The sequence below is a fragment of the Rhodococcus sp. P4_B6 genome, from assembly GCF_056402215.1.
In genome coordinates this window covers 1-20761 of record NZ_JBFUHV010000108.1, presented here as the reverse complement: position 1 = coordinate 20761, position 20761 = coordinate 1, and the positions used below count along the sequence as shown (strand labels likewise).

General features: G+C 65.6%; 20 protein-coding genes. 11 read left to right on the top strand and 9 right to left on the bottom strand.

Translation table 11 applies throughout. From position 1 onward, the window contains the following. Positions 1–5: 5 nt before the first annotated feature. Together AC1DWT_RS34370 and AC1DWT_RS34365 are read right to left on the bottom strand one after the other, a co-directional pair. A complete protein-coding gene (locus AC1DWT_RS34370; RefSeq protein WP_477924090.1) occupies positions 6–1538 on the bottom strand; it encodes a xylulokinase in 1533 nt (510 codons plus the stop codon). Further along, on the bottom strand, positions 1535–2227 hold the full coding sequence (locus AC1DWT_RS34365; RefSeq protein ID WP_477924089.1) for a beta/alpha barrel domain-containing protein: 693 nt from the start codon (positions 2225–2227) through the stop codon (positions 1535–1537). Before AC1DWT_RS34365 ends, AC1DWT_RS34370 begins: the two co-directional genes overlap by 4 nt. A 625-nt stretch (positions 2228–2852) precedes the next feature. Between AC1DWT_RS34365 and AC1DWT_RS34360 the strand changes: the two genes are divergently transcribed. The 4 genes from AC1DWT_RS34360 to AC1DWT_RS34345 all read left to right on the top strand — a co-directional run bounded on the left by AC1DWT_RS34360 (position 2853) and on the right by AC1DWT_RS34345 (position 6710). Continuing rightward, positions 2853–3857 (top strand): isopenicillin N synthase family dioxygenase, encoded by a 1005-nt coding sequence (locus AC1DWT_RS34360; protein WP_206014975.1) that lies wholly within the window; start codon positions 2853–2855, stop codon positions 3855–3857. 163 nt (positions 3858–4020) lie between these two features. Then, a complete protein-coding gene (locus AC1DWT_RS34355; RefSeq protein WP_477924087.1) occupies positions 4021–5043 on the top strand; it encodes an Ldh family oxidoreductase in 1023 nt (340 codons plus the stop codon). After that, a complete protein-coding gene (locus AC1DWT_RS34350) occupies positions 5040–5387 on the top strand; it encodes a cupin domain-containing protein (protein WP_477924086.1) in 348 nt (115 codons plus the stop codon). Before AC1DWT_RS34355 ends, AC1DWT_RS34350 begins: the two co-directional genes overlap by 4 nt. Positions 5388–5792: 405 nt before the next feature. After that, complete coding sequence (locus AC1DWT_RS34345; protein WP_072946807.1) at positions 5793–6710, top strand: LysR family transcriptional regulator; 918 nt, start codon at positions 5793–5795, stop codon at positions 6708–6710. 119 nt (positions 6711–6829) lie between these two features. Here the strand turns inward: AC1DWT_RS34345 and AC1DWT_RS34340 are convergent, their stop codons facing one another. Beyond that, positions 6830–8002 (bottom strand): epoxide hydrolase family protein, encoded by a 1173-nt coding sequence (locus tag AC1DWT_RS34340; RefSeq protein ID WP_206014973.1) that lies wholly within the window; start codon positions 8000–8002, stop codon positions 6830–6832. Between the two features lie 103 nt (positions 8003–8105). On the opposite strand from AC1DWT_RS34340, the gene AC1DWT_RS34335 reads away from it, so the two are divergent. Further along, positions 8106–8693 carry a CGNR zinc finger domain-containing protein gene (locus AC1DWT_RS34335; RefSeq protein WP_387485821.1) on the top strand — a complete coding sequence of 196 codons (588 nt, stop codon included), beginning with the start codon at positions 8106–8108 and terminating at the stop codon, positions 8691–8693. Here the strand turns inward: AC1DWT_RS34335 and AC1DWT_RS34330 are convergent. Then, complete coding sequence (locus AC1DWT_RS34330; RefSeq protein ID WP_477924085.1) at positions 8685–9497, bottom strand: alpha/beta fold hydrolase; 813 nt, start codon at positions 9495–9497, stop codon at positions 8685–8687. The two genes, AC1DWT_RS34335 and AC1DWT_RS34330, sit on opposite strands and share 9 nt — an antisense overlap. A gap of 62 nt (positions 9498–9559) precedes the next feature. Here AC1DWT_RS34330 and AC1DWT_RS34325 point away from each other — a divergent pair, with 62 nt between their 5' ends. Beyond that, entirely contained in the window at positions 9560–10225 is a 666-nt protein-coding gene (locus AC1DWT_RS34325; protein ID WP_072946811.1) for a TetR/AcrR family transcriptional regulator, read from the top strand. A gap of 24 nt (positions 10226–10249) precedes the next feature. Here AC1DWT_RS34325 and AC1DWT_RS34320 read toward each other — a convergent pair whose 3' ends face one another. Beyond that, positions 10250–11536, bottom strand: a complete 1287-nt coding sequence (locus AC1DWT_RS34320) for a glutamate dehydrogenase (RefSeq protein ID WP_477924084.1) — start codon at positions 11534–11536, stop codon at positions 10250–10252. 186 nt (positions 11537–11722) lie between these two features. Between AC1DWT_RS34320 and AC1DWT_RS34315 the strand changes: the two genes are divergently transcribed. Then, positions 11723–12646, top strand: coding sequence for a LysR substrate-binding domain-containing protein (locus AC1DWT_RS34315; protein WP_477924083.1), 924 nt, complete (start codon positions 11723–11725; stop codon positions 12644–12646). 28 nt (positions 12647–12674) lie between these two features. Here AC1DWT_RS34315 and AC1DWT_RS34310 read toward each other — a convergent pair whose 3' ends face one another. Then, positions 12675–13148 carry a GbsR/MarR family transcriptional regulator gene (locus AC1DWT_RS34310; RefSeq protein WP_244163627.1) on the bottom strand — a complete coding sequence of 158 codons (474 nt, stop codon included), beginning with the start codon at positions 13146–13148 and terminating at the stop codon, positions 12675–12677. A 131-nt stretch (positions 13149–13279) separates the two neighbouring features. Here AC1DWT_RS34310 and AC1DWT_RS34305 point away from each other — a divergent pair, with 131 nt between their 5' ends. The 4 genes from AC1DWT_RS34305 to AC1DWT_RS34290 all read left to right on the top strand — a co-directional run bounded on the left by AC1DWT_RS34305 (position 13280) and on the right by AC1DWT_RS34290 (position 18685). Next, entirely contained in the window at positions 13280–14842 is a 1563-nt protein-coding gene (locus tag AC1DWT_RS34305; RefSeq protein WP_072946815.1) for a GMC family oxidoreductase, read from the top strand. Positions 14843–14874: 32 nt separating this feature from the next. Continuing rightward, positions 14875–16308 carry an aldehyde dehydrogenase family protein gene (locus AC1DWT_RS34300; RefSeq protein WP_072946816.1) on the top strand — a complete coding sequence of 478 codons (1434 nt, stop codon included), beginning with the start codon at positions 14875–14877 and terminating at the stop codon, positions 16306–16308. Next, the gene (locus AC1DWT_RS34295; protein WP_072946817.1) at positions 16305–17456 is read left to right on the top strand and encodes a M20 family metallopeptidase; all 1152 of its coding nucleotides are present in this window, start codon (positions 16305–16307) and stop codon (positions 17454–17456) included. The genes AC1DWT_RS34300 and AC1DWT_RS34295 overlap by 4 nt, the downstream gene beginning before the upstream one ends. 83 nt (positions 17457–17539) lie before the next feature. Further along, positions 17540–18685 carry a Glu/Leu/Phe/Val dehydrogenase dimerization domain-containing protein gene (locus AC1DWT_RS34290; RefSeq protein WP_244163628.1) on the top strand — a complete coding sequence of 382 codons (1146 nt, stop codon included), beginning with the start codon at positions 17540–17542 and terminating at the stop codon, positions 18683–18685. On the opposite strand, the gene AC1DWT_RS34285 is transcribed toward AC1DWT_RS34290, so the two are convergent. The 3 genes from AC1DWT_RS34285 to AC1DWT_RS34275 form a co-directional block, all read right to left on the bottom strand. Then, entirely contained in the window at positions 18621–19991 is a 1371-nt protein-coding gene (locus AC1DWT_RS34285; protein ID WP_072946818.1) for an MFS transporter, read from the bottom strand. The genes AC1DWT_RS34290 and AC1DWT_RS34285 overlap by 65 nt on opposite strands. 115 nt (positions 19992–20106) lie before the next feature. Then, positions 20107–20433, bottom strand: coding sequence for an HNH endonuclease (locus tag AC1DWT_RS34280; RefSeq protein ID WP_477924081.1), 327 nt, complete (start codon positions 20431–20433; stop codon positions 20107–20109). 42 nt (positions 20434–20475) lie between these two features. Beyond that, positions 20476–20761: zinc ribbon domain-containing protein (locus AC1DWT_RS34275; protein WP_477924080.1), on the bottom strand; the 286-nt coding region annotated here is incomplete at its 5' end.

Sequence of the window (20761 nt, the reverse complement as noted above, 5' to 3'; positions counted from 1 at the left end):
TTCGTTCAGCTCGCGATGGACGCGGGTCGGGGGAGCAACTTCGTCGCCTCTTGCAGGGCTAGGAAGCGGGTGTACAGGTCGTCGTAGATGGCGGCGTTCGCGGCGTTGGGCTTGTATGTGCTACTGAACTCCAGTCCCGCGCAGGCGATGTCGATCGCCGACGGCCACAATTCGGCGGCAACGCCCGCGATGATCGCGGCGCCGCGGCAGGCTGCGCTGCCGGCGCCCTTGACCGTATGCACGGGCCGACCCGTGGCGTCCGCCTTGATCTGGCACCACGCCGCGCTCTTCGCGCCGCCGCTCAGCGAGATGATCTCCGTGATCTCCACGCCGAGGTCCTCGGTCGACTCGATCATGCGGCGTAGCACCATGGCCACACCTTCCATGATCCCGCGTGAGAGATGCTGCTTCGTGTGCGACAGCGTCAAACCGAAGAACGCACCTCGGGCGTGCGGGTCGAGGTCGGGCGGGCCGGAGCCCTGCAGGTGCGGGAGAACCACGAGGCCGTCGGAGCCGGGATCGACCCGACGCACCTCCTCGTCGATCAACTGATAGGCGTTGATCCCGCACAGCTCCTCGACCCGGCGCTCGCTGGAACAGAACTCGTCGCGGAACCAGCGCATGACCATCCCGCCGGTGGAGAACGTGTGCAGCATGTACTGGCCGGGCAGGGCCGCCGCGAAGCACGGTACCCGCCCAGCCGCATCGAGCCGCAGCTCGTCGACGACGGTGACGGTGGTCAGGGCCGACCCCGTGCTCTCGCTGAAGAGTCCCGGCACGGCGTTCCCGAGGCCGAGCGCACCGCACGCCTGATCCAGCGCGCCCACCGAGACCGGCAACCCCGCGGGCAGGCCGAGCTCGGTGGCCGCTGACTCGGTGAGCGCGCCGACTATCTCGCCCTGGTCCGCGATGTCGGGCAGCTTCTCTGTGTCGATACCGAGGTAGTCGAGCATCTCCGGCCAGTACTTCCGGGTGTTGATGTCCCAGAACAGGGTCGAGCACAGCAGCGAATCCTCGCTGACCAGTCGGCCGGTGAGCCGCTGCACGAGGAAGTCCTTGAGCAGGGCGAACCGCGCGGTCGCGGCGAACCGATCGGGGTCGTTCCGCTCGAGCCAGAGAATCTTCGCCGCCGGCCAGATCGGATCCATCGCAGGCTGTCCGGTGACGGCGTGGATGGTGGGCCGGCCGAAGTGCGCCTCGAGCTCGTCGGACTCCGCCGAAGCGCGGTTGTCCATCCAGACGATCGCGCGGCCCAGCGGCCGATCCGCGGAATCCAGACACAGCATCGTCTCGCCCTGAGCCGACAGACCCAGGGCACGGATCTGCTGCACGTCCACCGAGGATTCCCGCAGCAGCGAGGCCACGGCCTCGGCGAAGGTTTCGGTGTAGGTGCCCGGTTCCAGCTCGACGTAGCCGGCCCGCGGAGTCAGCAGGTCGTATTCCTCTGCGTGCTCGGCGATCTCGGTGCCGTCCTCGTCGAAGAGCGCCGCTTTGATCGCGGTGGTGCCCACATCGACACCCAGGACATACCAGCTCATCGCCGCGCCTCGCTGACGTTATCTCCAACCTCCACGACGGCCAGGAGATTGTCCCGGAAGGACTGGCCGGGCAGCAGCGCGCCTTCGAAGAGTGCACCGCCGATGGTGAAGCCCATCGGACCGATCTCGTGCATCAGCCGGATCCGATCGACGGAATTGATGCTGCCCGCGACGATGATCTGCTCGCCCCCGACCACCGTCACCAGACGCCGCGCCAGCTCGACCGGGTCGGCCCCGGTGGAGCGGTACGCAACCAGATCGACGCCGTCCACGCCGCGATCCAGCAGACGGGCCGCGTCTCGTTCGATGTCCTCGATCGATCCGGCCAGACTGATCGGCGGGCCGCTGGTCGCGCCGCAGAACGGGAAGTACTTCATACCGGCTTCCCGGACCCGGTCACGGACCGTCTCGGTGAACTGGCCGCCGGTGACGAACTCGATGCCGCAATCCGCTGCGAACGCCACCGCCTCCAACATTTCGGCCTCGCTGAAGTTGACGGCCTCGAGCACTGCGGTCTTGCCGGCCTCGCGAAAGTCTGCGACCAACCGCTCGGACTCCGTCGTCGAGAGACCGACGTCCTTGAACCCCCAGAACGTCACCGGTAGATCCGCCGCTTCGTAGAACACCTCGCGGGCATTCGGTACCGTCACGTCATTGTGCGTCAGCATGACGATGATCTCAGGCTTCATGTTCTCCTACTTCATTTGGTTGCATCGGCGTCCACCGCCGATTGGTTCTATCTGGCGTTGTTGTGTTGTTCAGTCGGCGGCCGGCTAGCGGGACGTCGAGCCAGCCGAAAATCGAAGGCGCTCGCCAATGCGATGGGCGTGAACAACGAATCGGTCAATGCCTCGAACCTTCACCGGAGACTGGGACAAGGATGCGGCGTCGGACGTGCCGCTGATCAGTCGAGTGTGTGTGCGACAGGTCATAGCCCGCGAGGTTCGCTTCCAAGATCGTCCAAGATGAGTCATAAGTGGGGGACACTCGAACGAACGACGAGCGGGCGCCGACTGACAGATCCCATCTGCAGGTCAGGGCTTGGTCGACCCGCAAATCCTCGACCCTGACGCCCTCCGGCGTGACGACCCGCCCCGCTCACGCGTCAACTATTTCTGGGTCGCGGCCCGACGTCACCGGGCATCGGCGTCAGCACCCTGACTGTGAAAATTTTTCGCACGGTTACGTCAAGATTTATGCGCTTTACTGCTGCAGTGATCTGCGTAACCATTCATGTGTCGCCTTTGAGCGACCGCCCCGGCGGTCAGCCCGACACATCGGCTCATCAAACAAACAGACCCCAGGAGTAACTCCATGTCCGAAGCATCTGTCAACCGGTTCGCCAGCAAGCAGACCGCATTCCACGAGATCCCGGTCATCGATGTCGCAGCCCTTGTCGACGGCAGTGACCCCGAGGGCGTCGCGCGTCAGATCGGGGACTCGTGCGAGAAGGTCGGGTTCTTCTACGTGAAGAACCACGGTGTTCCCTCCGACCTCGTCAAGCGCATGTACGCAGTCACCGAAGAGTTCTTCGCCCTGCCCGAGGATGTGAAGGACAACGTGCACGTCGCGAAGTCCGGCCCGACGGTGCGCGGCTACATCCCGCCGTCCGCCGAGAATGCGGACCAGGACAAGAAGACCGCAGATCTCAAGGAGGCCTTCGACTACGGCGCGAAGCAGGACACCGTGGCGCCGTTCTTCGGACCGAACCTGATGCCGGCAGACTTCCCCGAGTTCGAGGCGACCTGCGACGAGTACTACGCCGCGATGCGGACCCTGGCCCGCAAACTGGTCAGTGGATTCGCAATCAGTCTGGGGCTCGAACCCGACTACTTCGAGCGCATTCAGACCAACCCGATCACCATCCAGCGACTCCTGCACTACCCGCCGCAGAACCCGGACGACGACCAGGCGATCGGCATCGGTGCCCACACCGACAAGGGAATCCTCACCATCCTCTCCCAGGACAACATCGGCGGTTTGCAGGTGCAGAACAAGGACGGTGAGTGGATCACCGCCCCGCCCGTCGAGGACGCCTTCGTCATCAACATCGGCGACCTGGTCGCGAAGATGACCAACGGGAAGTACTCGTCGACGGTCCACCGTGTGGTGAACGAGAGCGGCGCCGAGCGCTACTCGGTCGCGTTCTTCATCGATCTCGATTTCGACGCGCCGGTCGAGACGCTGCCGACCTGTGTCGATGCCGAACACCCGGCCGACCCGAACCCGTTCACCTGCGGCGAGTACAAGACCCAGTGGTTCACGCACGTGTACCCGCACCTGCGGGACGAGCCCGAGATCCTGACCGCCCACGGCTGACCGGCACCCGGCAGTGGGCTTCGACAGTAGTCGAGGCCCACTGCAGCCTGTTCTACCGAGACCGCATCGGTCCAATCCAGATGCGAGCGGCCGTATTCGGAGCCATCCAGTGGAAACAGCGCGGCCCCACCACACACCACAGACAACGAAGGAGACACCACGCATGACGGCATTGCTCGAGCTGCCGGTCCCGCGAGAGGAGGTCGCCCGACTCGCCGAGAGCGCGATGAAACGTGCAGGGGCATCGGAGGAAGTAGCCGAACTACTCGTCGACGCCGCCCTATTCGCCGAGGACCGGGGCATGCGCGGAGTCGGCGTCGCTCACCTTCTCGACTATCTTCGCGCCATCGACGACGGCCGTCTGGATGCGGCTGCAATACCTACAGTGGACCGACTCGCGCCTGCCATCCTCTCCTGCAACGCTCACGGAGGGCCGTTCCACACGGGATTCGATGCGGTGATCGACGATCTCGTCGCAGCGGCACGGTCCGAGGGGGTGGCGATGTTCCTGCAGTCGGGAGCATTCGCCGGTGGCCAGCTCGGGTGGTTCACCGAGCGCCTGTCGACGCACGGTCTCGTGGCGCTCGGCGCTATCAACTCCAACGCGCTTCTCGCCACTGCGCCCGGCACCGGTCGCGTATTGGGCACGAACCCGATGTCGTACTCGTTCCCCCGGCCGGCAGGCGAGGTCATGACCGTCGACCAGTCGTCAAGCGCGGCCGCGTTCGTCAACGTCCGCGAGGCGGCGGCGCACGGTCGGCCGATCCCCGAGGGATGGGCGATCGACGCCGCCGGCAAACCGACGACCGACCCCGAAGCTGCGCTGGACGGGGCCATGCTCCCGTTCGGCGGCTACAAGGGTGCCAACATCGCATGGATGGTCGAGTTGCTTGCGGGTATGTCGGGCGGGAACTGGTCGATCGACGCTCCGTCCTTCGACTCGGGCGCGGAAAACCCCGGGGTCGGGATGTTCATACTGGCGATCGACGTGAGCAAGCTCCAGCACGACTTCGTCTCGAGGGCGGATGCGCACGTGTGCCGGCTGGGCGCGCAGGGCGTCCGCACGCCGGGCACTTCGCGGGTGGAGCCTCTCTCTGTAATCTCGCTGCGCACCAATGTCATCGAGGCGCTGCGGGCACGCGCGGCGAAGCAGTTTCCCGCAAATCATCAAGGAGCACGATCATGACGACGGACACCCCGTACATCATTCGGCAGGACGACGCTGAGGTCTTCTACGAGGGCCCGGAGCTGTGTCGGGAGTATTTCCGCAACGACGCGATGTGGTTCGGTACTTCCACGGTTCAGCCGGGCGACACCGGTGATGTGGATCAGGGTCACGCGGGTACTTGGGAGGTGTTCTTCTGTGTCTCCGGCGAGGGGTACCTCGACGACGGCTCGAACGAGTACTTCCTCGAGGCAGGTGACGCGTGGGCCGTGCCGCCCACCGTTCCCCACCGCATCCAMAACCGCAGTGCAGCCCCGGTCGTCATGGCCTGGGCTGGTGGCCCAACTCTGCCATCGGAGAAGTGACTCGGCGGAAGACCCTGTTCCCAACCTCGAAGGACCATCCATGACCATGAGCACCAGTTCACCTGCTCGCCCGGGATCCTTCATCCGAAGGCTCAACCCGTGCGGACACCGCACCGGCCAATGGGCCCAGATACTCACCACATCGACCGCACACGACCAGGAACACGTCCTCGTCATTTACCACGACAGCGAAACCGAACTACTTCCGGCTGAATCCCTCGGACATCACTACGAATTCGGCCCAGCACCCGCCCAGTGGAACTCCCGAATCGACACCCGTGGAAAGGGATAGCTGCTCTCGCTCCCACCCGGAAGCAGTGAGGAACCTGCACAACGGCGGCGGCGCACAAGATACTGCATCTATTGTTGATCGGGTGAAGGCACTACTCGAGTTCGGACGGTCCGATGCTTGACCCCAGGCTCAAGATCCTGCAGGCAGTCGATTACTACGGCACTGTCACAGCCGCTGCGGCGGCCCTCTCATACACTCCATCGGCGATCTCCTACCAACTGCGCCAGTTGTCGGAGCTACTCGGGGTCGAATTGATCGAGCCCTCGGGCCGCGGCATCAAACTCACACCGGCTGCACGCACCGTGTTACGGCACGCCGCCATCATGCGGGCTCAGTGGGAGTTAGCCCAGAGCGAGCTCGCAGAAACGGTGGACGAGCCGTCCGGCCCGTACACCTTGTGTGGGTTTTCAACGGCGTCAACACAATTACTGCCTTATGCCGGCAAAACTCTGCGCGATCGCCATCCCCGCCTCCGCGTGCGTCTGGTTCAGGCCGATCCCGCCGAATGCTTCAGGCTGCTGCAGATGGAGGAGGCGGACCTCGCCCTGGTGATGGTGACCGCGGACTCCCCTCCCCTGGACGATCTCCGCTTTGATCAACAGTTGCTGGTGGACGACCCGTTGGATCTGGTCGTGCCCGCGAATCATCCATTGACATCCCGCCGACGAGTCACGCTCGCCGACGCCGCTGACGAGCCCTGGGTGGTCGGGACCCCTGGTGGGGCATACCACCAACTCACCGTGACCGCCTGCGTCGCAGCCGGATTCACACCCAACATCGCTCACCAGGCCGACGAGTGGGAGACCGGTGCGGCAATAGTTTCTCAGGATATGGGGGTCATGCTCGTGCCACGGCTGTGGCTACTGAGTTCGGAGTGGGCAGTCACCCGAATCAGGTTGTCAGGTGAACCTGTGCCCGCCCGCAAGATCGTTGCCGCCACTCGCAAGGGCGCCGCACGTCATCCGCTCGTCGCAGAGACACTCGAACTCGTCAAAGCACGATGCGAAACCCTGTACTCGACTCCACCCTGAGGTTCCGGAAGTGCGCCGTAAATCGCGTTGCAACTGTCCGGCGCGTCGACCGCGGTCGCCTGGATGGGAACGCATTGCGCGCCTGGAGCGGCTGGTCACAAGGGTCGACCCCGCCGCGTTCACCGATTGGCGGCCAGCACTGCCGCGAGGCCTTCTTGCAGGTCCTTGACGAAATACTCCGGAACCTCCAGCGAGGGGAAATGTCCCCCGGTTTCGGGCGACCTCCATCGGACGATGTGTCGGTACCGCTCTTGTGCCCAGGGGCGCGGGCACTTCTCGATGTCGCGGGGATACATGGTGATTGCCGACGGGACGTCGACCCGGAGTTCGGGATCGAGCGAGTTGTGGCTTTCGTAGTAGATGCGGGCCGCCGATGCGCCGGTCCGCGTCAGCCAGTACAGGGTGACGTCGTCGAGAATTCTGTCTCTGGACATCGTCTCGAACGGGCTGTCTTCGGTGTCCGACCACTCGGCGAATTTGTCCAGGATCCAGGCGAGCAGCCCGACCGGCGAGTCGACGAGCGAGTAACCGATGGTCTGCGGTCGGGTCGCCTGCTGCTTCGCATACGCCGCGCGGTGGTGCCAGAAATCGCGGGTTTCCTCGGTCCACTTGCGCTCGACCGCCGTCAGCCCGTCCGTCGTCAAACCGGGTGGTGCCTCCGCGAACAATGTGTGGATGCCGAGAACGTGCGCCGGGAACCGGCCGCCGAGGACCGTGGTGATGTTGCCTCCCCAGTCGCCGCCGTGGGCTGCGAACTTGCTGTAGCCGAGCCGTCCCATCAGTTCTACCCATGCGGCCGCGATCTTTTCGGTTCCCCACCCGGTGGTGGCAGGCTTGTCGCTGTAACCGAATCCCGGCAGCGACGGGACGACGACGTGGAACGCCGGCGCGTCTGCATCTTTCGGATCGGCCAGCTCGTCTACGACATCGACGAACTCGGCAATGCTGCCGGGCCAGCCGTGCGTCAGGACCAGCGGAGTGGCATCTGCGCGCGCGGATCGGCGGTGCAGGAAGTGGATTCCCAGATCGTCGACGGTCGTGCGGAACTGGCCGATCCGGTTGAGGCGTTCTTCGAACGACCGCCAGTTGTACCCGGTGCGCCAGTAGTCCACGACGTCGACGAGGTCGGCGAGAGGAACGCCCTGTTCCCATCGGCGAGGGCCGGGCGCGGCGCGATAGACCGTCTCGGCCTCCGGTAGTCGCGCCGCGGCCAGTCGCGCGCGCAGATCGTCGAGATCGGCGTCGGGTGCGTGGGCTTCGAATGCGTGGACGTCGCTGGTTGGGCGGGGCATGAGACCTCCTGGTCACCGTGGAACCGGCTAGGAACTTTTGCGAACCGTCTAAGCCGGTTCTAGCACGCCTTCATGCCGTCGCACAACCAGCTAAGGTGGTTCCATGCGTGCCGAGTTCCCCGACTTCCGCCTCGGTAGCGTGCTGGCGACCAGCTTCACGGCGACTCTGACGGAGCGTCGCGGCGACGCCGTGGAGCGCATTCCCACGCCGCAGCGACTCGTCGACTGGCTGGCAGTGAGCGGCCTCGCCGTGGACTCCTGCACCGCCGCCCAGCTCGACCTCGCTCGGGAACTGCGGGAGGCGATTCACGCCGCCGCGACTGCGGCCGCGATACACGAACCTCTCCCCGCATCCGCTGTCCACGTCATCAATGACCGCAGCGCTCAGGGCCGGGCCGCAGCGATCCTGACGCCCGAGGGCAATCGTCGATGGCGGCTCAGCTCGGCGTCGTGCGTGGAAGATGCCCTGGGCGTGATCGCCGCCGACGCGATCAGCATCATCGCAGGCGAACGAGACGGAAAATTGGCCCTGTGCGCATCGCCGACCTGCCAGGCCGCCTTCTTCGACACCAGCCAAAGTCGCACCCGCAAATGGTGTGACATGAATACGTGCGGGAATCGCCAGAAGAAGGCGCGCTTCACTGCCAACCAGCGCAAGAATCCCAGATCAGCGGACTCATCGTTACCTTGACGCCGTAGGTCCGAAGAAGGCCGCGAACGTCCGGATCAGCTGGGCCGGGGCGCGGTTGATGCCGTCATGGCCCCCGCGGACCGCTGCTGCACGGGCGTGGGGCAGTGCAGCAGCAAGGGCATCGTTGAGTTGTTCGTAATAGGGCGGTCCGTCCGCACCCCTCAGCAACAGAACCTCCGCAGTCACCCCCGCCCAGCGGCTCGGCGGACCGTCGGCGCGTGCGATTGCCTGCGACTCGTCCAACGTCATGGGCAACAAGGCACCCATGGTGCGCCCGACGGGAGTGCGCAACAACAGTCGGCTCATAGCGATCTGCACCCCCAGTGGCAGGGTGCTCGCCCGCGACTGGGTGTTGATGCCGGCCCCGGTGATCGCCATCGCGCGTGCAACGTCGCCGTCCCGGGCCGCTGCCCTGGCGCTGTCCAGCCACTGCGCGGGGAAGAGACCGTTCACGGACACTGCTGCGTCGTAGAGCGCGAGACGCACGATGGGCAGTTGCAGGGCCGCCGTCAGGGCGATGAACCCACCGCTGCTGTGGCCGATAACGTCAGTTGCGCCGGTGTGTTCGAGCACCGTCCGCAGGTCGTCGACGTCCTGCTGAACGTCGTAGGGCTCCGAACGGGGCGGCGCATCTGCGCGTCCGCGTCGGTTATAGAGATGCACGGTGAAGCTATCCGACAGTTTGCGCGCCAGTCGGCGATAGGAATCGATCGTCACCCCGCCGCCATGAACGACCACCAGAGCAGGGCCGTCACCAACTGTGTGCAGGACGACGTCGCCCGCTCGTTCAACCCGCTCTTGCATCTCTGCCTCCCTGAATGCGTGCACAACAATAGCAAACAGTGTTCGCAGTTTAGGATTGTGAGGTGAGCGACGACCCACACCGACCCCACGAACACAATGCCTCCGCCAGGGAGACACCGCCGCGCCGGCGAGGTCCGGTCCCCGCGCACAGCCGCGACGACATCGCTGCCGCCGCAATAACACTCACGGATCACGAAGGCTTGGCCGGTCTGTCCATGCGGGCCGTTGCCGCATCGCTGGGTACCGGTGCAGCGTCGCTGTACCGGTACGTGGCATCGCGGGACGAACTTCTCGCGCTGATGACCGATCACGTCATGCGCGAGCTCCGCCCGTACCCAGCCGGCCATGATCAGTGGTTGGACGCCATGCTCGAGATGTCACGTCGACAGTTGCACCTGTATCGGCGTCACTCCTGGCTCGTCGACGTCACCCAGCAATCGCCCGCCTTCGGTCCCGAAGCCCTGGCCTGGCTGGACCACTGCCTGCAGGTACTCGAACCAGTCACGGCCTCCAGTCGGGCAAAATTTGAAGCGATCGCGATGGCGACGGGAGTCACGACGTTGTTCGCTCGCAGCGAGCTCGCTTCACAGCCCGCACTTCCCCCGATCGACAGCCATACGTATCCGCACGTGGCCAGGGCGATCTCCGCTGACGCAACTCCTGCGCCCACCGATCGGGACCTCTTCGAGGATGCCTTGCGCAGCCTCCTGGTCGGTCTGCTGTCCTGAGAACGGAGTCGTTGGCCGGACCGTTTACGGGATGGTGAGCGGCACTGCCAGAGGATCGCCCGGTGCCGGCGCGCGGCGGTTGGCCGCGACGAGGTCCCACGCAGTGTGCCGCGGCGTCACGCCGTCCAGCATCCATTGGCCGAGCAGCAACGCGACCTTGGCCAGCATCTCGGTACGCAACCGCAGGAACGAGTCCTCCGGGTCGGTGCCGACCTGACCGAGCAGTACCCACCAGGCCCAGGCGACTGCTCCGGCATTGGCAACGAAGTCCGGGACCACCGGAATGCCCCGGCCGGTGAGCACCGCCTCGGCCTGCGGGGTTGTCGCGGCATTCGCAGCTTCGATCACGACTTTCGCGGCGACGTGGTCGACGTTGTCCGTCGTGATCGCATAGGAGATCGCGGCCGGGACGAGGATGTCTGCCGCAGTGGCGATCACAGCCGCGCGCGGCAACCGCTGAACATGCGAGGGGACGCGGGAGCGGTCGATCTCGCCGTAGCCGTTCCGCAGGTCGAGCAGCGCGGGAACGTCCAGGCCGTCGGGGCAGTACAGCGTGCCGACGGCGTCGGCGACAGCAACCACGCGCATACCGGCCTCGTGCAGGTACCAGGCCGCGCCGCCCCCCATGGTGCCGATGCCCTGGATTGCCACCGTGGTGTCGGCCGGAGCCCATCCACTTGCATTCACGGTACCGATGCAGGCCTGCGCGACTCCGTAACCGCCGATCACATCGCCCAGCAGAAAACCGCCGGCCACCGGGGCGTTCAACGCGGCCCGCACCCGGCGCAGAGTCCTCTGCGGATCTTCCGCACGCCTGATCGCCGCATGGTAGGACTGCTGAAGACCCAGCCGCGCGAAGACGTCGTCGATCAGATGCTGCGGCACCCCCAGATCCTCCGCGGTCACCCAGTGCGCGTCCAGCCACGGGCGCATCGCCTGACAGAACCGCTCCAGCACACCGACGGCGCGGTGGTCCTTCGGGTCGAAGTCGATGCCACCCTTCGCGCCGCCGACGGGCAGGTCGAAAACCGCGGTCTTGGCAGCCATGCCGCCGGCCAGGTCCTCCACCTCCGACATCGTGCAGCCTGCCCGCATGCGGGTGCCCCCGGTGGCCAGGTCGGACACCAACGTGTGCACGACGAGGTAGCCCTGAGCTCCGGTGACCGGATCGGACCAGGTCATACGCAGCAGGGGCTCACCGCTGCGCACGGTCGCCACATCGACCCGACGCTGCGGCGCAGTGTTCTCACGGTGGTCGTACTCACGGTGCTCGGGGGTGCGCCCGAACCCGGATTCCGTCGTCGTCGTCACCTCGAGTTACCCCAATCGTCCTCGGAAGATCATCGCCGTTTCGGCCATTCGGCCGATGACGTCAGAGTGCGCTCCCCGGTGACCGGGCGTCCAGTTAAGAATCTTGAATGATTGCGTTCACGCTTTCTACACAGCGCGACGCGTGGTCCGATTGGACGGTTCGGACCGGATGCATAGGCTGGGGGCATGGAGCTGTCTCTGCGCCGGTTGCGGATGCTTCGGGAGTTGCACCGCCGAGGCACCGTGACAGCCGCCGCGCAGGCCTTGCACTACACCACGTCCGCGGTATCCCAACAGCTCACCCAGCTCGAACGCGACGTCGGCGCAAAGCTATTCGAGCGGCGTGGTCGGCGGGTACAACTCACGGAGATCGGCCTGCTCCTCGCCGAGCACGCTGAGGAGATCATGCGATCGGTGGACCGCGCGACCTCCGCCCTCGAGCAAACGCAGGAGGGCGTCACCGCCCGATTGACCGTTGGCGTGTGGGCGTCCGTCGCGTCGGGCCTGCTGCCGAGTGCGCTGTCGTTGCTGGCCGCCGAACATCCCGGCATCGAGGTGCGGACGAAAGAACTCGCGCCGGAGGACACCGCAGTCGCAGTACGGGACGGCTCGCTGGACTTCTCGTTCGTGATCAACTATTCCGACTACCCGATGCCGTGGGACCCGGAGTTGACCAGAGTGGTGATCGCGGTGGAGCGACTGCACGCAGCGCTGCCACCGGGAACGGTGTCCGCCAGAACCATTGCGTTGGCGGACCTCGCCGAGCATCCCTGGATCCTCGCGGGACCCACTTCGCATTTCGGCCGCGCGGTGCGCTCGGCCTGTCAGCGTTGCGGATTCGAACCCAAGATCAACCATGAGGTCGGCGAGCAGGCGACGGCACTCGCGATGGTGTCCGCGGGCCTGGGAGTTACCCTCGTCTCCGATCTCGGATTGACGCTGCGCCCGCCGGGCATGGACGTCGTCGCGCTCACCGAACCGGTCATGCGGACGATCTCCATCGCCCATCGGGGGACGGAAGCACACCGCCAGCCGCTGCAACTGGTGATCGACGCCGTGCGGGCCGCGGCGGCCGCACAGGGGCTCGCTGCGCGGTCGCCGTACCCATAGCCGACGACGACGACGCCTGCCTGTCGGGTCAGGGTTGCGCAGCGTTGAACGCGGCCGTGTACTCCGCAAGGAGCGACTCGAGTCGGCTGACCATGAAGCTGTAGTACTCGTGCATCGCGTGGAAGCGGGCGCGCTGTTCGGGCGGGAGGTCCTCTCCCCGGGTTCGGGCACTCTCCGCCAGCGCCAGCAGTTCGGTGGTCTGCTCGAGTTGGTGCTGTAAGCATCCGATCCAGGCATCGTCGCGCCAACGGTAGACGAACTGGCGACTTCCGGGCTCCTTGAATCGTTCGACGGTGCCGGTGGTCATGAGCAACCGAGTTGTCTCCGACACCGATCCCTTGCTCGCATCGAGCGCATCCTGCAATTGCGCCATGGTCATCGGCGCCTCGCTGAGGATCAGCACGCCCGCGGCTCGACCCGCCATGGGGGGCCAGCCCATCGCACCGCCGATATGCACACCGAAGTCCTCGATGAGGGAAGCCCTCTTGTCGCTGTCGGACACCGCCACCTCCATTCGATCAATTTAAAATGAACATTCACTCTTGACTGAATCCTTCGCCTACGGAATCCTACTCGGCAGGACCCGGGCGCTCCCGGAGACCTCATTCGCGCAACTCGTTACGGAGGTTTGTTGTGACCGAAACAGGCTGGGACGTCATCGTGGTGGGTGCAGGTTCGGCGGGGGCCGCGCTCGCGGTCCGATCCGCCGAAAAAGGCAAGCGGGTCCTGCTCCTCGAGGCAGGACCGGACTATCGCTCCGCGCACATGCACGAGGCGTGGCGGTCACCCAACCCGATCAGAGCACTGCTCGACCCGACGGCGACCGAAAATCTGGTCTGGTCGGGGCTCGACGCGGCGCGGACAGAGAAACAAGAGCCTGCACCCTACTGGCGAGGTCGAGGGGTCGGCGGCAGCTCCTCGATCAACGGACAGATCGCGATTCGACCCCCGGTAGAGGACTTCGACGATTGGGTCAGCTGGGGTTGCGCGGGTTGGGGACCCGACGACGTCCTGCCGTACTTCGCCAAGCTCGAGGACGACGAAGAGTACGGCGACGAGGCCTATCACGGCCGAGGTGGACCGACTCCGATTTGCCGCATGCCCCAGGAGAATTGGGGATCCGTCGATACCGCGCTGAGCACGGCTGCACTGTCCGCCGGGCATGCTTGGGCCCCGGACGTCAATGCGCCCCACGCGATAGGAGTCTCGCCCTACCCGATCAACTCACGATCCGGGCGCCGAGTATCCGTCAACGACGCCTACCTCGAGGCCGCACGCGAATCCTCGACCCTGACGATCCGCGGCAACGCCCTGGTCGACCACGTGCTCTTCGCCGGAGTCCGCGCGATCGGCGTCCGGACCATCGTCGACGGCACCGCTGTGACGGAGCACGCCGACGAGGTGATACTCAGCGCCGGCGCGGTCCACTCTCCGGCGATTCTCATGCGCTCCGGAATCGGACCGTCCGGGCATCTGCGCTCGGTGGGGATCGAGGTGCGCCACGATCTTCCGGTCGGTCGAGGTCTGCAAGACCATCCGATGGCGGTGGTGTCGATCCCCCTGATCGACGAGGCAGGGATCCAAAGCCCGGACGACCGGCACACCAACGTCTGCGTCCGCTACACGAGCGAGCCCGGCGCCCCCACCGGCGACATGATGTTCGTGTCGCAGAATCAGAATGTCGTCGCCATGGCCAACCCTGACATGCGTGCGCTGGCAGGTGCGTTCGGTGTCTGGGTGAACCAGGCGTACTCCCGCGGTGTGTTGACGCTGACCTCGGCCGACCCGGCGTATCAACCCCAGGTTCACACCCGGATGCTCTCCGACGAGCGGGACCTGTCCCGTTTGCGCGACGGGATTCGCAACCTGGTCGAACTCGCCCGCGACCCGGCGGTCGCCGCCATCACGCATGGGCCGCTCGTTACCGAGAACAGGGCCCTGTTCTCGGTGCTCGACAGTGACAGCGAGCTCGACGACTACTTGCTCGCGACCGTGAGCGATGTCCAGCACGCCACCAGTACGTGCCGAATGGGTGCAACCGGAAGCGCGGACACCGTGGTCGATCCGTCCTGTCGGGTCCTCGGAACCGACGGGCTGCGGGTGGTCGACGCATCGATATTTCCGTCCGTCCCGCGGGCCAACACCAACCTGACAGCGATCATGGTCGGCGAGCTCATGGCCGACCGCATCCGCTAACTCGTAATCACAGGGAAGGCAGTACCTTTCACATGAAGACCTTGCAGAACTTGATCGGTGGAAAATGGGTGGACTCCCACAGCGTGTCGCTGCATGATGTGGTGAACCCCGCCACCGAAGAGGTGATCGCACACTACCCCGGAGGATCGGCCGACGACGTCGACCGCGCCGTCGAGGCGGCAGTCGAGGCGCAGCCCGGGTGGGCGGAGTTGCCGGTCGCCGAACGGGTGGAATACCTGACACGGTGGGCCGCGGAGATCGCCGAACACGCCGAGGAACTCGCGGAGCTCGAATGTCAGGAAATGGGAAAGCCGGTCGCCCTCGGCAGAACCTTCATCGAAGGTGGTGTCCAGGGGTTTCGGACCGCGGTTCACGAGGCTCTGACCTATCCCTTCGTCGAAACCCTCCCCTGCGCGGACGGCGGCGGAACGACGATCCTGCGTCACCCGCTCGGCGCCACCGCCGTCATCACCCCGTGGAACTTCCCCGTGCCGATGGTGCTGGGGGCGCTCGGGCCGCTCCTCGCCTCAGGCAACACCGTCGTGGTCAAGCCGTCCGAACGCTCACCACTGTCCACCGCCCGGCTGTTCGAGCTCTCGACGCTGCCTCCAGGCGTGGTCAACCTCGTCCTCGGTGACGCCCGAGCCGGGGCACCGCTCGTCGAGCATGGGCAGATCCGGCTGGTGCACTTCACGGGTTCCGTCGAGGCCGGCCGCCGGATCGGCGCTGGAACCGGTGGGCGATTGTGCCGGTCGATCCTGGAACTCGGCGGCAAGGACCCGGTCATCGTCGACTCCGGGGTCGATCCTGTCGCAACCGCCGCCGCGATCGCCTTCGGTGCGTTCGTCAACACCGGACAGATCTGCACGTCCATGGAACGCATCTACGTCCACCAGGACATCGCCGAGGCGTTCGTCGACGCCCTGGTCGACATTGCATCCACCTACACCCTCGGTGACGGCCACGACGCCGAAACCGTGCTGGGGCCGTTGGTCGATGCACGCCAACGCGACATCGTCCACGGGCACGTCACCGATGCCGTCGAGCGTGGCGCTCGTGTCCGCATCGGCGGCGTGATCCCGAAGCGGAAGGGGTTCTTCTACCCAGCAACAGTGCTCACCGACGTCGACGACTCCATGCTGGTGATGACCGAGGAAACGTTCGGCCCGCTCGCCCCGATCGTTGTCGTCTCCTCGTTCGGGGAGGCGCTCGAGCGCGCCGGCTCGTCACGCTTTGCGCTCGGGGCCACCGTCTACACGCACAACCCCGACCACGCCGCCGCAGCCGCCGGCATCCCTGCCGGGGTGACGTGGATCAACCAGTGGCAGGGCGGTGGCCCGGAGAGGCTCTACGAGCCCGCAGGCGACAGCGGCATGGGTGCAACGGGCGCCCGAGCCGCGTACGACGCCGCAACCCGGCCCGCATCGATTCACACTGCCCCCGCACCTGCGTCCACGCGCTCATGACCCCGGCTGCCGTCGGAGCGAAGGCTGCTGTCGAGAACAGGATCCGACGGTGCGAACGGACACTCCTGAGGTTGTCTCACCGCATCCACGCGAACCCTGAACTGGGATTCGAAGAATACCGAGCCAGCGAGTGGGTCGCCGACGAACTCCGCAGCGGGGGATTCGAGGTGCAGCGCGGCTGCTACGACCTGCCCACGGCGGTGCGCGCCACCATCGGATCGGGTCCGGTGCATGTCGGAATCTGCGCCGAGTACGACGCTCTCCCCGAGATCGGGCACGCGTGCGGCCACAACATCATCGCCGCAGCCGGCGTCGGTGCCGCCCTGGGCCTGGCCGACTTCGTCGACGACTTGGGGTTGACCGTCACACTCCTCGGCACCCCTGCCGAAGAGGGCGGCGGCGGAAAGATCCTCCTGCTCGAACGCGGAGCCTTCGACGGGCTCCACGCGGCGATGATGGTCCACCCCGCCGCCGTCGAGATGGCGGCGATGCCCGGCACGGCTGTTTCCCAGTTCGAAGTAACGTACACAGGCAAGCCCGCCCATGCCGGGGCCTATCCCGATTTGGGGGTCAATGCCGCCGACGCAATTCTCATCGCGCAGGTAGCGATAGGCCAACTGCGACAACAAACTCGGGGAACCGACCGAATTCAAGGCATCGTCACCGATGCCGGCACCGCCGTCAACGTGATCCCGGACAGTGCGGCCGGACGCTGGATCGTCCGTTCCGATACCGCGGAGGCACTCGCCACACTCACTGCGCGCGTGAAACGCTGCTTCGAGGCCGGGGCACTGGCCACCGGATGTGCAATGTCGATCACGCCCAGCGGACCCGACTACGCGGATTTGCGTCCGGACGCCACTCTGCTTGCCCTGTACCGCGCGAATGCAGAAGCCCTCGGTCGCAGCTTTCCTGACCTACCGGACGGAATGTCGGGTGCCGCGACCGACATGGGTAACGTCTCTCACGCCGTGCCCACCATTCATCCCATGCTCGGCCTGGACTGTGACCCCGCGGTCAACCACCAACCTGAATTCGCCGCCGCCTGCGTCGGTCCGGCAGCCGACAGAGCCATTCTCGACGGAGCCATCGCAATGGCCTGGACCGCAGCGGATTTCGCAGAACAGCATCTGGCGATTCCTCACTGATTCACAAGAAGCTTTCGGCCCGGACGTCGAGCATCGTGACTGTGCGCTTCGGGCGAAGCAACATCTTCGAAAGGCATGACCGTATGAGACTCGACAAGACATTGTGCTGGGACGGCGAACTGACGGTGACGCGGCATGACAGGGAAACCGGGACGTCCTTCATCATCCGCTTGGACTCGACCCGACTCGGACCTGCCGCCGGTGGCACCCGCGCGGCACAGTACGCCTCCTTCGGTGAGGCGCTCGACGATGCCGGCCGACTCGCGGGTGCAATGACGTTGAAGATGGCCGTCAGCAACCTGCCGATGGGCGGTGGCAAGTCGGTCATTGCGCTCCCGGCTCCGCGCAATGAGATCGACCAGGGCACATGGAAACGCATCCTTGTTCTGCACGCCGAGAACATCGACAAACTCGGGGGCAACTACTGGACAGGGCCCGACGTCAATACCAACTCCTCGGACATGGACCTTCTCAACGACACCACCGAGTTCGTCTTCGGCCGCTCCACCGCGCGTGGCGGTGCCGGTTCCAGTGCATCAAACACGTCGTTGGGCGTCTTCGAGGCGATGAAGGCGACTGCCCTGCACCGAGGACTCGGGACGCTCGACGGTCTCACCGTGCTCGTTCAGGGCCTCGGCGCGGTCGGCAGCGGACTGGCCGTCCTCGCGTCGCAGGCCGGGGCGCGCCTCCTCGTCTCGGATACCGACTCCGAGCGGTTGGCCTGGGCTCGGCAAGCCGGTCACGATGTTGTCGAGATCGATAACGTCCGGTCCACGCCCTGCGACATCTTCGCGCCGTGCGCGATGGGCGGGGTAATCGACAGCGCGGTCGCCGGTGAACTGCCCGCCTCCGCAGTGGTCGGCGCCGCGAACAATATCCTTGCCGACGACGAGGCGGGCGACATCCTCCACCAGCGCGGTGTCACATACGCGCCCGACTTCGTCACAAACGCAGGCGGCGCATTTCACTTGGTCGGCCGCGAAGTCCTCGGCTGGAGCGAGGAGACAGTCGGAGCACGCACCCGACGCATCGGAGACACACTTGCCGAGGTCTACTCGATCGCCGAGAGCGAGGACATCGACACCGATCGTGCCGCGCGAATCCTGGCTCGTCGCCGGATCGAGACAGCAGGCACCCATCCCCCGCACACCCGAACCGCGGGGATCAGCGTGGACCCGAAGGCGCGGGCACGGCCCACGCGCTCCCCTGTTCGCGATCGAGCACGGTGACCGCCTTGTTCTTCAGCCCGAAGATGTAGACCAGCAAGCTGACCCCGATCACGACCGTCACGTAGACAATGAACCAGCCGACCTGGCCGGCCGACTTCGATGCCTGGTACAGGAGCGGCGCCGTACCGCCGAAGACGGAGTTCGCGAGCGCATAGCCCAGTCCCACACCCAGGGCACGGATGTCGGCGGGGAACAGCTCCGCCTTCACGATCGCGTTGATCGAGGTGTACCCGGTGAGGATGATGTAGCCGACCGCGACCAGCGTGAACGCCACCAGCGGCGAGGTGGTCTTCGGAAGGTAGGTGAGCAGGACGTAGGTGTAGAGGACCCCACCCACACCGAAGAAGATCAGCAGCGGCTTGCGCCCGACGTGGTCGCTGACGATGCCGCCGACCGGCTGCAGCAGCAACAGCAAGATCAGCCCCAGCAGGTTGATCCACGTTGCCGTCAGCGCCCGGTCGTCCCCGAAGGTGGACTTCACAATCGCCGGCGCGTTGACACTGTAGGTGTAGAACGCGACCGTGCCGCCCGCGGTAATGAGGAACACCAGCAGCAGCGGACGCCAGTGTTCGGTGAACAATGCCGTCAAGGAACCCGCTGTCCGGTCCTCACCCGCACGGATGGCCTTCAGATGCGACTCGCTGAGCGACTCGTCCATCGAACGCCGAATCCACAGCACCACCAGGGCGGCGACGCCGCCGATGAAGAAGCCGATCCGCCATCCCCAATCGTGCAACGCCTCGACATCGAGAACGCTGAGCGCGATCAGGAGCGTGAACTGCGCGAGGACGTGACCGCCCACGAGGGTCACGTACTGGAAGGACGACAAGAAGCCACGCCGATTCGCGGTTGCCGCTTCGGACATGTACGTCGCCGAGGTGCCGTACTCGCCACCCGTGGCAAATCCCTGCACGAGCCGGGCGACGACCAGGATGACCGCCGCCCAATACCCGATGGTGTCGCGTGTCGGCATGACTGCCACCAAGAAGGAGCACGACGACATGATGGTGATGCTGAGCATCAGAGCCGCCTTGCGGCCACGACGGTCAGCGAACCGGCCGAAGAACCAAGACCCCACCGGTCGCATGACGAAGGTGACCGCGAAGATCGCATAGATGTACACCGTGGAGTTGGAGTCGTTCTCGTCGAAGAACTGTGCCTCGAAATACGTTGCGAAGACCGTGTAGATGTACACGTCGTACCACTCGACGAGGTTTCCTGCCGAACCCTTCATCGTGTTGAGCACCGCCCGCCGAGTGCTCGTCGGAGCGCGGGTTGGACCGGACGGAGTCGCGTCATCGATCATCCGTCGACGATAACGGATCGACCGACCACACCTGGTCGAGTCACGCAGGGGCGGACCAATTCACTCCCCGCTGCGTGTCTACTCCGATCACGACAGTCCGGCGCCGTGGCTCGCATCAGTCACTGCTCCGGCAGCGTCGTAGTTGGCTGGACAGGTACCGCCTGGCACGGCGATGACCACCCACGTTCTCGAGTTCGATGTCCAGCGCGTTCAGGAGCGTCGCGAGCAGGGTCGCCTGTGGAGCCCATCCATGGCGACGCCGGCACTGCGCGAGCCAGTCGACCGGACCGATGTGGCCGCGGTCCACGTTGCACCGCCGGCACGCGGCGGCCTCATTGGCCACGATGCTGGGCCCGCCTTTGAGTCGCGGCACCAAATGTTCGGTGGTCGGCGGATTGACGTCCTCTCGGCCTGAACGACCGAGATTCCCCGCGAGACTCACGTCCCGCGGTTCCTGTTTCACCGACAGCTGCCGTCCCGCACGTTAGGTGCGGGGTGGTCTCACACCGTCTCCGCAGGCTGCCACCGTCAGTCCGACGGCCAAAATGTTCCTCGCCGCATTCACATCCCGATCGTGGACGGCGCCGCATCGGCACGCCCACTCCCGCACATTCAGCGGCATCGCCCCGGCGATCTCCCCGCACACCGAGCAGGTCTTCGACGACGGACAGAACCGATCGACCGCCACCACCCGCCGCCCGTACCAGTCGGCCTTGTACTCGAGCATCGACCGGAACTCCGACCACCCCGCATCCGAGATCACCCGAGAC

Bases quoted from the DNA above. Each gene is read 5' to 3' on its own strand.
- AC1DWT_RS34370 (WP_477924090.1), bottom strand. From the start codon at position 1,538: ATGAGCTGGTATGTCCTGGGTGTCGATGTGGGCACCACCGCGATCAAA.
- AC1DWT_RS34365 (WP_477924089.1), bottom strand. From the start codon at position 2,227: ATGAAGCCTGAGATCATCGTCATGCTGACGCACAATGACGTGACGGTA.
- AC1DWT_RS34360 (WP_206014975.1), top strand. From the start codon at position 2,853: ATGTCCGAAGCATCTGTCAACCGGTTCGCCAGCAAGCAGACCGCATTC.
- AC1DWT_RS34355 (WP_477924087.1), top strand. From the start codon at position 4,021: ATGACGGCATTGCTCGAGCTGCCGGTCCCGCGAGAGGAGGTCGCCCGA.
- AC1DWT_RS34345 (WP_072946807.1), top strand. From the start codon at position 5,793: ATGCTTGACCCCAGGCTCAAGATCCTGCAGGCAGTCGATTACTACGGC.
- AC1DWT_RS34340 (WP_206014973.1), bottom strand. From the start codon at position 8,002: ATGCCCCGCCCAACCAGCGACGTCCACGCATTCGAAGCCCACGCACCC.
- AC1DWT_RS34335 (WP_387485821.1), top strand. From the start codon at position 8,106: ATGCGTGCCGAGTTCCCCGACTTCCGCCTCGGTAGCGTGCTGGCGACC.
- AC1DWT_RS34330 (WP_477924085.1), bottom strand. From the start codon at position 9,497: ATGCAAGAGCGGGTTGAACGAGCGGGCGACGTCGTCCTGCACACAGTT.
- AC1DWT_RS34315 (WP_477924083.1), top strand. From the start codon at position 11,723: ATGGAGCTGTCTCTGCGCCGGTTGCGGATGCTTCGGGAGTTGCACCGC.
- AC1DWT_RS34300 (WP_072946816.1), top strand. From the start codon at position 14,875: ATGAAGACCTTGCAGAACTTGATCGGTGGAAAATGGGTGGACTCCCAC.
- AC1DWT_RS34295 (WP_072946817.1), top strand. From the start codon at position 16,305: ATGACCCCGGCTGCCGTCGGAGCGAAGGCTGCTGTCGAGAACAGGATC.
- AC1DWT_RS34290 (WP_244163628.1), top strand. From the start codon at position 17,540: ATGAGACTCGACAAGACATTGTGCTGGGACGGCGAACTGACGGTGACG.
- AC1DWT_RS34285 (WP_072946818.1), bottom strand. From the start codon at position 19,991: ATGATCGATGACGCGACTCCGTCCGGTCCAACCCGCGCTCCGACGAGC.